At 56.4% G+C, this 12639-nt stretch carries 11 protein-coding genes; 4 read left to right on the forward strand and 7 right to left on the reverse strand.

Annotated elements, in window-relative coordinates; genetic code table 11:
* Positions 1-52: 52 nt before the first annotated feature.
* Positions 53-646 (reverse strand): class I SAM-dependent methyltransferase, encoded by a 594-nt coding sequence (locus G7069_RS07105; RefSeq protein WP_166295727.1) that lies wholly within the window; start codon positions 644-646, stop codon positions 53-55.
* A 39-nt stretch (positions 647-685) separates the two neighbouring features.
* On the opposite strand from G7069_RS07105, the gene G7069_RS07110 reads away from it, so the two are divergent.
* Complete coding sequence (locus G7069_RS07110) at positions 686-1111, forward strand: CopD family protein (RefSeq protein ID WP_166295730.1); 426 nt, start codon at positions 686-688, stop codon at positions 1109-1111.
* A gap of 3 nt (positions 1112-1114) precedes the next feature.
* On the opposite strand, the gene G7069_RS07115 is transcribed toward G7069_RS07110, so the two are convergent.
* Genes G7069_RS07115 through G7069_RS07125 form a run of 3 tightly spaced genes read right to left on the reverse strand, consistent with a single transcriptional unit; the run spans position 1115 to position 4866 of the window.
* Positions 1115-2335: a DUF3734 domain-containing protein gene (locus tag G7069_RS07115; protein WP_166295732.1), complete on the reverse strand. Its 1221-nt coding sequence runs from the start codon at positions 2333-2335 to the stop codon at positions 1115-1117.
* Positions 2316-3104, reverse strand: a complete 789-nt coding sequence (locus tag G7069_RS07120) for a 3-hydroxybutyrate dehydrogenase (RefSeq protein ID WP_166295735.1) — start codon at positions 3102-3104, stop codon at positions 2316-2318. The genes G7069_RS07115 and G7069_RS07120 overlap by 20 nt, the downstream gene beginning before the upstream one ends.
* A gap of 58 nt (positions 3105-3162) precedes the next feature.
* Complete coding sequence (locus G7069_RS07125) at positions 3163-4866, reverse strand: alkaline phosphatase (protein WP_166295738.1); 1704 nt, start codon at positions 4864-4866, stop codon at positions 3163-3165.
* A gap of 134 nt (positions 4867-5000) precedes the next feature.
* Here G7069_RS07125 and G7069_RS07130 point away from each other — a divergent pair, with 134 nt between their 5' ends.
* Together G7069_RS07130 and G7069_RS07135 are read left to right on the forward strand one after the other, a co-directional pair.
* Positions 5001-6320, forward strand: coding sequence for a dicarboxylate/amino acid:cation symporter (locus G7069_RS07130; protein ID WP_166295741.1), 1320 nt, complete (start codon positions 5001-5003; stop codon positions 6318-6320).
* Between the two features lie 31 nt (positions 6321-6351).
* Positions 6352-6618: a DksA/TraR family C4-type zinc finger protein gene (locus G7069_RS07135; protein ID WP_166295744.1), complete on the forward strand. Its 267-nt coding sequence runs from the start codon at positions 6352-6354 to the stop codon at positions 6616-6618.
* 3 nt (positions 6619-6621) lie between these two features.
* Here G7069_RS07135 and mfd read toward each other — a convergent pair whose 3' ends face one another.
* Positions 6622-10107, reverse strand: a complete 3486-nt coding sequence (gene mfd / locus G7069_RS07140; protein ID WP_166295747.1) for a transcription-repair coupling factor — start codon at positions 10105-10107, stop codon at positions 6622-6624.
* 55 nt (positions 10108-10162) lie between these two features.
* Entirely contained in the window at positions 10163-10717 is a 555-nt protein-coding gene (locus G7069_RS07145) for an N-acetyltransferase (RefSeq protein ID WP_166295750.1), read from the reverse strand.
* A gap of 104 nt (positions 10718-10821) precedes the next feature.
* Here G7069_RS07145 and G7069_RS07150 point away from each other — a divergent pair, with 104 nt between their 5' ends.
* Positions 10822-11760, forward strand: a complete 939-nt coding sequence (locus G7069_RS07150; RefSeq protein ID WP_166295753.1) for a cation diffusion facilitator family transporter — start codon at positions 10822-10824, stop codon at positions 11758-11760.
* On the opposite strand, the gene rlmJ is transcribed toward G7069_RS07150, so the two are convergent.
* Positions 11757-12608: a 23S rRNA (adenine(2030)-N(6))-methyltransferase RlmJ gene (gene rlmJ, locus G7069_RS07155; RefSeq protein ID WP_166295755.1), complete on the reverse strand. Its 852-nt coding sequence runs from the start codon at positions 12606-12608 to the stop codon at positions 11757-11759. The two genes, G7069_RS07150 and rlmJ, sit on opposite strands and share 4 nt — an antisense overlap.
* Positions 12609-12639 lie beyond the last annotated feature (31 nt).

Below are 12639 nucleotides of genomic sequence, written 5' to 3' on the forward strand. Positions count from 1 at the left end.
CGCTTGTGCATTGCAGCATAGCGCACTCAGCAGTCATTTTTCGTGCGCAACCTCACCGTTTTTCCAGTCCGGTCAGCGGATGATCGGCGTCGATCCAACAGTGATTGCCCAGCGCCTGCATGCCCAATGCCTCGAGGCGACGGGTATAAAACGACGCAGGACGTTGATGAAAATCGTGGAAATCACCTTCCAGAGCGTCGCCGCGCACAAAAGTCGGCAGGCACAAGATGCCACCCGTCAGTTCGACGAGGCCCGGTAGCCCGCGGTCAATTTCTCGTGGTGTGAGGTAGTGCAGCACGTCTGAACAGACCACGAGGTCCGCAGGCGGGCAAGGACGCAACATCTCGAAATCCGCGAATCGCGCGAAATGAATGTTCCGACGTGCGCCGAATTTACGTACCGCGTACTCGCTCGAATCAAAACCCATATAGCGCGCCTTCGGGCGCAGCCGCTTCAAGATCGGTTGCCAAGGTCCTTCACCACAGCCGATATCCAGAACGCTGTGAATAGGGCGCTCCAAGTGGTACTCGGCGGTTGCAACCGCCAAGGTCACTAGGCGCTCGACTTCCGCACGCGTGCCAATCGTGCGGCCGCGATACCAGCGGTCGAAGTACTTTTGATCGTAGATTTTTGGGGAATTACGCATTCGGCCTATGATGTCTGAATCTCACGGGAAGAATAGTCTATGGCGACGTGGTACCCCTTGATTAAAACATTGCATCTGGTTTTCGCGATTGCCTTCATGTCGTGCGTGTTCTATTTGCCGCGAATCTTGGTCAATATTGCTGAGGTCGGTGATGCGGCAGAAGTGCGTGCGCGACTCATCTTGATGGGCAAGCGACTCATGCGTTTCGGCCACATGATGTTCGGCGTCATGCTGATCTTCGGTCTTGTCCTGTGGTTAGGCTTCAAGATTCAAGGTGGATGGCTGCACGCCAAAGTGTTGATCGTGGCTGTCCTGTTTGCTTATTACATTTGGATTGGCCGCATGCTGAAGTCCGCCGACGCGGGCCAACGCTTGGCAAGTTCAAAGCAACTTCGATGGATCAATGAGATTCCCGTGTTGCTGTTGCTCGTCGTGGTTTGGCTGGTCATCGCCAAACCCTTCTAAACGCTATTCGGGCTTCACCTGAGACTTCTCGGCATTGCGGTGCACATCGTGCACTGCATAGCCCTTGGCGCGATCCGGCAGTTTTAAAAACTCAGGATGCGCCATCGTCATACGGGTATCGCGTAGGCCGCTTTCCCAGTGTTCGCGCATCGCGAACTTTCCAAATGCGTAGTCTTTGAAATTCTCTTCGTGCGACTTCGCCTGATAGATGAAGTGCACGATGTTGAACACGCGATCGTCGAGCCAAGGTGCAAGCGCTGCTTCGAGTTCGTCTGGCACTTTCTTATCGGGTAGTCGCTTGATGAGTTCACCCAGTGCGGTGCGCAAGCGTTGTGTACGCGCGACCATGTCAGTGCCGTGACGCGTCCTGCTGGAGTACTGAATGTCTTTCTGGCGCTCGAGCACCTCAAGCATCGAGTTTGGCATCGGCCCGCGTGCACTCCACAGATCGACTTGCAATGCCAACGTGTCTTCGCGCGGCCATAGATCGAGTACGTACTCGAGCGGTGTATTTGAAATCAGCCCGCCGTCCCAGTACGCCACGCCATCAATTTCCACCGCAGGAAAGGCGGGCGGTAACGCGCCAGACGCCATGATGTGTTCTGGCCTGATCTTGGTTTCTCGACTGTCGAAGTAGCGGAAGTTACCGGTCGTCACTTCCGCAGCACCCACGGTCAAGCGGCAACTGTCTTTGTGATTGATGCGATCGAAATCGACACAGCGTTCCAATGTCTGCTTTAAGGGCGCTGTGTCGTAGAAACTTGTCGCTGCATCGCCGCCGCCCAAGTTGAAGAAGGGTGACACCGGTCTGGATTCAAAGAAGCCGGATTGGCCATTGAGCATCGCTGCCCCCGCACTCAAAGCGGCCGCCCAAGAATGCGTTAAGTCGGTTTGCGGAAACGCGGACAACATACTCCGCATATACGTGGCCGGCATCGACAACGCGTCGCCAGGGTGACTGATTTGATCCCAAAAACTCTTGAGTTGCGCCAACCGCTCTTCAGGGGGATTGCCCGCAATGATCGCGGCATTGATGGCGCCAATTGAAATGCCCGCGAGCCAATTGGGCAGGACACCGGCTTCCGTCAGTCCTTCATAGACACCGCACTGGTACGCGCCCAAGGCGCCACCGCCTTGGAGTACCAGTGCAATCGTCGGGTATTCCGCCGCGCACGCTTGGATACGGTCAAGCCGATCCTGATGCTTAGTTGATGTGCCAGCCATGGCTGACGATGATGCTTTGACCGGTCAAGGCATTGGTTTCAAAAGCGGCGAGGAACAAGGCGACATTGGCAACGTCATCGACGGTCGTGAACTCGCCATCGACGGTTTCTTTCAACATCACGTTCTTAATCACTTCCTCTTCGCTGATGCCGAGCTCCTTTGCTTGCTCAGGAATCTGCTTGTCCACCAAAGCCGTGCGCACGAAACCCGGACAAATCACGTTCGAACGGATGCCAAGCTTGCCGCCTTCTTTCGCAATGACGCGAGCCAAACCCAGCAGGCCATGCTTCGCAGTCACATACGGCGCCTTGAGTGGCGAAGCCTCATGCGAGTGCACCGAGCCCATCATGATGATGGCGCCGCCCGCTTTGCGTTTTTCCATATCGCGCATGCATTCTCGCGCAGTCAAGAACGCGCCGTCGCAATGAATGGCGAGCATCTTCTTCCAGTCTTCGAAGGCGAAGTCGGTGATCTTGTTGATGATCTGAATGCCGGCGTTAGAGACCAGCACATCGACTTTGCCCCATTCGCCGACCACTTTGGCAATGCCGTCGATGACTTGCTGTTCTTGGGTGACGTCCATGGCCACTGCAAGCGCTTCGCCACCCGCAGCGCGAATTTCTTGCGCTGCCGCTTCGGCAGCATCGATCTTCAAGTCTGCGATTGCGACACGTGCGCCGGCCTGTGCATACACTTCGGCGATTCGCTTGCCGATGCCATTGGCTGCGCCAGTGACGACGCAGACCTTATTTTTCAACGAGGTGTTCATTCAAGCTCCTTTCAGTCCTTTGATTATCGAGCTTCAATACGAAGCATCACGTGAAAAACTAGCGATTGTCGGTGCCTACGAACTTCGTAGGGTCAGGGAGTGTTGTTGGAACCCCTTGAACGCACGTGGATTTTGCACAGAGTGCGGAGCGCAAGCGCGGGCTCGATTGCAAGAGGAAATGGAAGATGGTGTTTTCTTCGACATTACCGCGTACGGCATTGGCACCTGCACCCCACGCCCACACACCGACGTCATCACCGCCATGTGTTTCGGAACCCATCGGCACCAAAGCCTCTTGCATGTAATCGGGATCTTCGGTGTTGACGTTTTCAAGATTCGGACGCGCGTTCAACGGACGCTTGTAGTTGCGCACTTCGTGACCAAACTTTTTCGGTCCTTCTGCTTGCTGCGAGGTCGCACCGACATTGCCCGGGCCATTTGCGTAGACCAAGGTGGTGTACGGAAGGCCAGACGCATCGCGTGCGTACTTCGTAGCGTCACTCGATTCGCCACTGCCGCCTTTCACCTTGCCCAAGATGGGGTTGCCGCGCGCGGGGTAACCGACGAAGGTCAAGGTATGCGAGTGGTCTGCCGTCACGATCATCAAGGTATCTGCCGGATCGGACATTTCTTGTGCGGCGCGCACAGCATCAGACAATGCAACCGTGTCAGAGAGCGCGCGATAGGCATTCCCTGCGTGGTTTGCATGGTCAATACGGCCGCCTTCCACTAACAACACGTAGCCATTGGGCTGAGCTTTCAGGCGCGTGATCGCGGCGCGTGTCATCTCTGCGAGCGAAGGTTCGCCAGCGCCGTCACGGGCGCGATCATGCTCGTATTGCATGTGGCTTGGTTCAAACAAGGCGAGTAGGGCACCTGAGGTCGGTGCGGCGCGCAATTGTTGTTCGTTCCACACATAGGTGCCATCAGGATGGCGCGCTTTCCAATCTGCAATCAAATCTCTGCCATCACGACGCGCACCCTTTTTGTTCGGATACTCGGGATCCGTTTGTTGTGCCGTCATGAATCGCGCACGACCGCCGCCCATCAAAACATCGGGCCCGTGACCAAACCGGGTTTCAACCATTTGACGCGCAATGTCGACGCACCCGGCTTCGACATCTTTCGGTTTGAGTTTGGTGTCGTCTTCCCAGTTGCGATCTGCACTGTGACTAAACGTTGCGCCGGGTGTGGCATGGGTCACCCGCGCGGTGGACACGACGCCGGTGGCCATACCGCTGGATGCGGCGAGTTCCCACAAGGTCAACAACTCAGCTTTGCGCGCACTGCTGCAATCTCCGCGCGGCGCAGTTTGGCCGATGCTCAATACACCTAAGCGCGTTTTGACGCCCGTCGCCATGGCGGACATGGTGCCGGCGGAGTCAGGCGTCTGCGAATCCGTGTTGTAGGTACGGCTCAGTGCGGTGTGCGGCCAGCGCTCCCAAGACAGACGATTCTCTTCACCGCTGCCCCCTTTGCTTTGCCCTTCGAAAATCCGTGCGGCGGCAACCGTGGTCAGGCTCATGCCGTCACCCACAAACAGAATCAGATTCTTGGCGCGGCCTTTCGAGGCGCCCAAGTTGGCCGCTTCGGCAGCACCTTGGTTAAACCACCACGCGGGCGTTTCCCCTGAGGGGCGGTCGATGCTGGGCGTCGAGATGACGACATCGGTAGCAGGAGATGATCCGGCGGGGGTCATTCCGGCACATGCGCCTAGCAGGGTGGATAGGCAAGCAAGCGCTGTCGGCTTCAAGAAGTTCATCGTTTTTAACCGTTCGAAGTTGTGTTCATTATGACTGTTCAGGATCACAGTCGCCGGATTCTTGCGCCATTCCATGCAGGTTGGCTTTGTCTCCGTTATTGTTTGGACTTCAACGTTCTTATAGCGACCGTACGATGGCCTGGTGGTTTCGAATTCCGTTTTGGCAACGCGTAGTTGCCGGTTTTGTGCTCGGCATGTTCGCCGGTTGGGCCTTGGGTCAGAATGCGGTCACGTGGTTTGGCCCCTTGGGTGACGTCTACGTCAATCTGATCAAGATGATTGCCATCCCGCTCGTGTTCTTCGCGGTGGTGAGTGCCGTCAGTTCCTTGCATGGACAAAAATCCATTGCCGCCTTGGGCGGTCGAACCTTCTTGTGGTTTGCGATCACGGCAGTGTTAGCGGTGGGTGTCGGTTTGGTGTTCGGTTGGGTGCTGAAGCCGGGTGTCGGCGTCGATGTGGCTAGCATGCAGGTGGCATCCGACTACACACCCAAAAATGTGCCGGGTCCGCTACAGGTACTGATGAACCTCGTGCCGGAGAATCCGTTCCGAGCAATGGCCGCGTTGGGCACCGGCAAGGACGAAAACGGTCAATCCATCATCGTGCCAAGCAACTTCACCGTTTTGCAGGTGATCTTCTTTGCAGGGTTGATCGGGTTCTCGTTGGTCAAGCTGGGCGCGAAGACGGCGGGTGTTCGCGATATCTTCAAACAATCCAGCGAAGTCATGATTCAAGTGACGCGCTACGTACTTGAGTTCACGCCGATTGGTACCTTCGGTTTGATTGCTGCATTGGTCGGTGGGTATGGCTTCGAGCAATTGATTCCGCTCGGTAAGTTTGTGATTGCGTTGTATGCGGCCTGCGCCTTCCACATCATCTTTGTGTACTCCGGTTTGCTCTTGGCACATGGCCTGAATCCTTGGAAGTTCTTCAAAGGGGCAGCGCCTGCCATGCAAGTCGCCTTTGTTGCCTCAAGTAGTTTTGCTGCATTGCCGATGTCATTGCGCTCGGCGGCAGACAACTTAGGCGTGAATAAGGACTATGCAGGCTTCGCCGTGCCCTTAGGGGCGAGCATTAAGATGGATGGCTGTGGTGCCATTTATCCGGCTTTGTCCGCAGTGTTCATTGCACAGTTCATGGGGCTTGATTTGTCGACCGGGCAATACTTCATTATTGCGCTGGCTTCGGTGCTCGGTAGTTTCGGAACCGCAGGTGTGCCGGGTACGGCTGTCATCATGGTGACGGTGGTGTTGAGCGCGGCGGGCCTTCCGTTGCACGCCATTGGTATTCTCTACGCCATTGATCGCGTGCTCGACATGATGCGTACGATGACCAATGTCACCGGCCAAGTGTTAGTCCCGGTATTGGTGGCGAAGGAAACCGGTCTGCTCGATCAAGCAGTCTATGATTCGGCACACGTCCACGTGGGTTTGGAAGATCAAGAGCGCGCCTGAGTTCGGGCGCGTCGTAATACGGAGATAAGCAATGGCCACCGGTTGGGCCGGCGACGGCGCAGTTCAAGACCAAATCGATGCAACGGTCAAAGATGCGATCAAGCGTGCGCGGCAGCAATTGCCGGCAGGAGAAGGACTCGAGTATTGCGAGGCATGTGATGCTGAGATCCCGCCTGCGCGTCGAAAGGCCATGCCGGGCGTGCGATTGTGTGTGCCGTGCCAAGAAAGCGTAGATGCTGAAAATGGGCAAGGCGCCGGATACAACCGTCGCGGCAGTAAAGACAGCCAGCTGCGATAAGGCTTAAGAGATTCTGAGTAAGGTGAAGAGGCCTTGTGCCTGCTTCATGCGACTTGCAAAGTCTGGAAGATCGGCGTCGACGATGCGCAGTTTTTCCGGGCCATCCATTCGATAGCGATTGGGTTGCGATTGAATCAACTTGATCAATGACATCGGATCAATATTCGGGCGTGCGACAAATTGCACGCGTCCGCCTTTTTCACCCAGCACCAATTTCTTGATGCCCATGCGCGTCGCTTCCAGTTTGAGTTCCGCGATCGCAAACAAATGCTTGACGGGATCCGGCAGCAAGCCAAAGCGATCGATCAGCTCGACCTGTAGGTCACGCAAACTGTCTTCATCACGCGCGGCGCTGATGCGCTTGTACAGCGTGAGCCGCGTGTGCACGTCGGGGAGATAGTCTTCCGGTATCAATGCGGGGACGTGCAATTCCACTTCAGCGCCACGCGCAACATCCGCGTCGTATTCGGGAATCTTCCCCTCTTTGATACTTCGTACAGCGCGCTCCAACAGCTCGGTATACAGACTGAAGCCCACTTCTGTCATCTGACCACTTTGATCTTCGCCTAGCAGTTCACCTGCGCCGCGAATTTCCAAATCATGTGTGGCCAACAAGAAGCCTGCGCCCAATTCATCCATCGAGCTGATGGCTTCAAGGCGCTTTCGCGCGTCTGCGGTGATCGAGCGATCATCAGGAAGGAGCAAATACGCATAGGCGCGGTGATGAGAACGACCGACCCGGCCGCGAAGCTGATGCAACTGCGCCAAGCCGAACATGTCCGCGCGATTGATGATCATCGTGTTTGCGTTCGGGATATCGATGCCGGATTCAACAATGGTTGAACACAGCAAGACGTTGACGCGCTGCTTCTGGAAATCCAGCATCACTTGCTCGAGATCGCGCTCGGGCATTTGACCATGCGCGACGCCGATGCGCGCTTCGGGAATCAGTTCTTCCAACGTAAGCTTCATGCGTTGGATGCTGTCCAGGTCATTGTGCAAGAAGTACACCTGACCACCGCGGCCCAACTCGCGTTGAAACGCTTCTTTCAGCAGTGCGGTATCCCAAGGCACGACGAAGGTCTGTACGGCGAGCCGGTTTGCAGGTGCCGTTGCAATGATCGAAAGGTCGCGCAAGCCTGCCATGGCCATGTTGAGCGTACGTGGAATGGGCGTGGCCGTGAGCGTTAACAAATGCACATTGGCGCGCAGCGCTTTGAGCGCCTCCTTTTGCCGTACGCCGAACCGTTGTTCTTCATCAACAATGACCAAACCCAGATCTTTGAATCGAATGTCGGGACTCAGGAGTTTGTGCGTGCCGACAATGACGTCGATTTCGCCGCGTTCCAGTTGCTCAAGTGCAAGCTTGGTTTCCTTTGCGGTCTTGAAGCGCGACAGCACGTCTACTTTCAACGGACAATCTGCAAATCGATCACGGAAGTTGCGGTAGTGCTGTTCCGCCAGTAACGTGGTCGGAACAAGTACAGCCACTTGTTTGCCTGCGGATGCAGCCGCGAATGCAGCGCGCACAGCAACCTCGGTCTTGCCGAACCCGACATCCCCACAGACAACGCGGTCCATGGGTTGCGATGAGGCCAGGTCGCGCAGCACGGATTCAATCGCCGCATATTGGTCAGGCGTTTCTTCAAATGGAAAGCTTGCCGCGAAAGGCTCATATAGCGCACGATCGGTTTCCAGCGCAATGCCTGCACGGGCTCGTCGACGCGCTTGAATGTCCAACAATTCGGCCGCAACGTCGCGTACTTTTTCTGCGGCTTTTTGTTTGGCCTTGGTCCAGCGCTCGCCACCCAATGAATGCAGCGGTGCGGTTTCAGGCGATGCGCCCGAATAACGCGAGACCAAATCCAATTGCGAGACCGGCACGTAGAGACGGTCGCCTTTCGCGTACTCGATATCGAGGTATTCGCCGAGCTCACCGTCGGTTTCCAGGGTGATCAAGCCGCGATAGCGACCGACACCGTGGTCTTCGTGCACGATTGGCGCACCTTCAGTCAATTCACCCAAATCACGAATGATGGATTCGGGTTCTCTAACCGGCTTGCGTGAGCGCCGTGTGTGACTCGCGCGCTCGGGGAAGAATTGCTGCTCGGTGAGCACTGCAACCAAGGGCGAATCGGTCGCGAATCCGTCCGTCAGTGGTGCGACGCAAATGCTGATGTGTTTGGGTTGCGCAGTCGCATCAAAGCCGAGCGACGCGCGAACTTCAGGCGCAATGCCGGCGGCACGGAACACATCAAGCAAAGCCTCACGTCGACCCGCGGATTCCGCGGCAATGCGAATCTCACCGGGGTAGGCCGCGGCAAACTGCTTAAACGCCGCAGCAGGCGCATCAGAGTGTCCGGCGAGCGGCAAGGGCGGCACAGGTTGCACGCCCGTCGCTAACGCATCTTGAAATCGCGGGTGCGCACTGCCGCACACTTCAATCAGTGCGTTTTGATTCAGCTGCGCGCGCAATTGATCGGGCGTCCAATACAGCTCATTGGGCGGCAATATCGGACGCTCTAAGTCATATCGGCGCTGTTCGTAGCGGTGCTCGGTTTGTGTCCAGAATCGATCCAAGTTCGGACCGATGTCTTCGCACAAGACGGGTAGGGTGTTTTGCGGCAGGTACTCGAACAGTGTCGAGGTCTGCGCATGCCCCTTTTCGTCGGTATAAAACAGCGGCAGCCAAGCTTCAATGCCCGCCGGCAAAATGCCTGACTTCAAGTCTTTATACAAAGCGCTCTGCCGTGTGTCGATATCAAACCGCTCGCGCAAGATGCGCATCACCTGCTCGATCGAATGCTCACTGACAGGCACTTCGCGCCCTGGTAGTAGGCGAACGTGTTCCACATGATCTTGCGAACGTTGGCTCTCTGGATCAAAGGCACGCAAGGTATCGATTTCATCATCGAACAATTCAATGCGATACGGCGTTGTGGTGCCCATTGGAAACACATCGAGCAAACCGCCACGCACTGCAAAGTCGCCGGGGTCCAAGACTTGCGGGACGTTGCGGTAGCCGGCTGATTCGAGACGGCGCTTTTCGGCATCGAAATCGAGCTTTTCGCCCCGTACGTAGTTAAAACTACCGCCCACGATGTGCGAGATCGGCGCAAGCCGCTGAACCAAGGTCTGCACAGGCACGACAACGACGCCGTGCTTCAGTCGAGACAAGTGATGCAAGGTTGCGAGGCGTTGCGAGGTGATCTCGGGGTGCGGACTGAAACTGTCGTAGGGCAGGGTTTCCCAATCGGGAAAGGGCAGGACTTCGATCGTCGCCTGTGCGCTGGCTAAGACGCGCAGGTCATTTTCGATCTGATGTGCGTATTGGTTGTCGGGCGCTACGACGAGCAACGGGCCGTCATGCGAGACCGCCGCCTGCAGAATTGCAAAGGCAAGACCCGTTCGTGTGCCGGGCGAACGCCACCAAGCGCGCTGATGGCCTGCGCGCGGGAGCAAGTTGGTGTTCGAGGTTCGGTCGCTCATGTGAACGCGCATTTTAGCGGACGCGCGTCATAAGACTCCGCCATGTAGCGTGCGATCAGGCTTCTGCTGCGCTTCCGCCATCTAAGACGACACGCACCAATCCGGATTCTTCACTTTCGCTTTGACGTTGAAAGCCCAACGAGTCAGCGTGGTCCAAAATCGGACTGTTTTCCTGCGGCAAATCACCGACCATCCGGCTGATGCCACGTCCTTTGGTCCAGCGTGACAAGCGCGACAGCAAGTGGCGACCCAGTCCCAAGTTCAAAACATTTCTGCCCACGAGCACATGAAACTCTGCCTCGTCCGAGCCTTCTTCGGTTCTGCCGCGAATCAAAGCGAAAATCATGGCTTCGCCGGGATCGTAGGGTTCGGTCGCAACCAAAACGAACTCATTCTTGGGATCAGGTTGGGCGATGCTCGCCGCATCATCGACACCGAGTTCAGTGTCACGCGACTGAAAGGTCTTGGCCACAGACTGCGGCTCAAACAGCGGGAAAGTCGCGCGAAGAATAATGGCGTCTTCTGGACGAATCGGGCGGATCAACACTTCCCGACCGTTCGCGAGCTGCATTTTTTCGTGCCAAGGCGGCAATTGATTACGTATAGCCATAACTACATCCTGCCATGATTCGAAGGTGAATGCTGCCTATATGAATCGGGGTTTTGCATTCGTTTTGGTAGACTGGCCCACGTTTTGTGAAGCAGGAAGTCCCGATGTCAGGCGGCAATGATTCAACCCGAGCCATCTTATTCGCCTTAGGGGCAAATTTCGCCATTGCGTGCGCAAAAGGGGTCGCGGCGTTCTTCACAGGCTCAAGCGCGATGTTGGCCGAAACCGTCCATTCGCTGGCGGATTGTGGCAATCAACTCTTGCTGATTCTCGGCGTCAAACAGTCCAAGCATCCGGCGACCGATGAGTACCCCTTGGGTTACGGCAAGGCCATCTATTTTTGGTCATTCCTCGTGGCCGTCATGCTATTTACGGTCGGCGGTATGTACTCGCTGTACGAAGGTTGGCACAAGCTGCATGACCTGCACGCCCCTGACGTCAGCAAGCTCTGGTGGGCGGTCGCCGTCTTGGTATTCGCCATTGTGGCGGAAGGCGTGTCGATGCGCGCCTGCTTGCAAGAGGTCGCAAAGGCCCGTGGGTCGCGCACTATGTGGCAATGGTTCCGGACCAGTCGGCAGGCTGAGCTCATCGTGATTTTTGGTGAAGACTTGGCGGCGCTGCTAGGTCTGATTTTTGCTTTGGCCGCCGTGTTGCTGACCATCCTTACCGGCAACCCACTTTGGGATGCCTTGGGTACCCTGGCCATCGGTGTGTTGTTGATCGTCGTTGCGGTATTTGTCGCCATTGAAGTGAAAGCGATGTTGATCGGTCAACGTATGGATCCGGATCGCGAGCGTCGCTTGCGCGAATTTATCGAGCAACAGCCTGAAGTGGAGCGCGTCATCAGCTTGATTACGCTTCAACTTGGCAACGAAGTCATGATGTCCGTGCAGGCGATTTTGAAAGACCACGACTCTGTGCCGGGTTTCATACAGCAGATCAACGCGATCGAGCGCCGAATCAAAGCTGAATTCGCCGAAGTGCGTTGGAGCTTTTTCGAACCGGAAATCGCGGGTTCCGACAAGATGCCGCTGGATACTTAAGCGGGTGCCTTAAGCCATTCGCAGTGCGCCGACCCATGCCCGTCGGCCATTTGTTCACTGAGCACGTGGAGCGATGGTTCGATTTTAGTGTCGAACAAAAAGGGCGCATTCCAGATGAAAAGTCCACTGCCGTTCATGCGCAGTGGACTGTCGTCTTCGCGTACCAAGAGTTCAATCGACAGCAAGGATTTCGCAGGTAGCGCCGCTGCATCGCGATAAATGCGCGCGAGGTCGCGTCGACGTTTGATCGGATACCAAAGCACATACGTGCCTTGCGCCCAGCGTTGCATCGCTTCAGTCACCATCGCAAACGCAGCCGTGAATTCCGCAAGCTGCGCTTCGTAGGGCGGGTCCAGCAAGACGACGCCGCGATTGAGGCGATTCACCCCATCTTTGGGTGGCAGCAGCGCGCGCACCTGACTGTAGCCATCGGCCTGATGGATGGCGATGCGGCGATCACCTTTCATCGCGGCGCGCAATAGAGGCACAACTTCAGAATGCAGTTCAGTGCATGCCAGTCGATCGCCTTCGCGCATCCTGCTTTGTATCAACCAAGGTGAGCCGGGATAGTAGTTCGCGCCGAATTGCGCTTTGCATGCCGCAATTGCGTCCAAGTACTTTTGTAGGGGCTCTGTGGACACGGCTTTGACTTTGGCAACGCCTGCGTCCGCTTCGCCTGTCTTGACGGCTTCGTCGCCAGCCAAGTCATACACGCCCGCGCCGGCATGCACGTCCCAAAAGAACATCGGCGAAGCCTTCGACATCAGGGTGTCACACAGGGCGAGCAGTGCCACGTGCTTGAGCACGTCAGCATGATTGCCTGCATGAAAGGCATGGCGATAGTTCATTGCAAAATGTTACGCGATCCGCCGCGTGAAT

The sequence above is a fragment of the Lysobacter sp. HDW10 genome (genome assembly GCF_011300685.1).
Lineage (GTDB): Bacteria > Pseudomonadota > Gammaproteobacteria > Xanthomonadales > Xanthomonadaceae > Solilutibacter.

Coding starts and splice junctions, on each gene's coding strand:
- G7069_RS07115 (WP_166295732.1), bottom strand. CDS start 2,335: ATGGCTGGCACATCAACTAAGCATCAGGATCGGCTTGACCGTATCCAA.
- G7069_RS07105 (WP_166295727.1), bottom strand. CDS start 646: ATGCGTAATTCCCCAAAAATCTACGATCAAAAGTACTTCGACCGCTGG.
- G7069_RS07135 (WP_166295744.1), top strand. CDS start 6,352: ATGGCCACCGGTTGGGCCGGCGACGGCGCAGTTCAAGACCAAATCGAT.
- G7069_RS07120 (WP_166295735.1), bottom strand. CDS start 3,104: ATGAACACCTCGTTGAAAAATAAGGTCTGCGTCGTCACTGGCGCAGCC.
- G7069_RS07125 (WP_166295738.1), bottom strand. CDS start 4,866: ATGAACTTCTTGAAGCCGACAGCGCTTGCTTGCCTATCCACCCTGCTA.
- mfd (WP_166295747.1), bottom strand. CDS start 10,107: ATGAGCGACCGAACCTCGAACACCAACTTGCTCCCGCGCGCAGGCCAT.
- G7069_RS07110 (WP_166295730.1), top strand. CDS start 686: ATGGCGACGTGGTACCCCTTGATTAAAACATTGCATCTGGTTTTCGCG.
- rlmJ (WP_166295755.1), bottom strand. CDS start 12,608: ATGAACTATCGCCATGCCTTTCATGCAGGCAATCATGCTGACGTGCTC.
- G7069_RS07130 (WP_166295741.1), top strand. CDS start 5,001: ATGGCCTGGTGGTTTCGAATTCCGTTTTGGCAACGCGTAGTTGCCGGT.
- G7069_RS07145 (WP_166295750.1), bottom strand. CDS start 10,717: ATGGCTATACGTAATCAATTGCCGCCTTGGCACGAAAAAATGCAGCTC.
- G7069_RS07150 (WP_166295753.1), top strand. CDS start 10,822: ATGTCAGGCGGCAATGATTCAACCCGAGCCATCTTATTCGCCTTAGGG.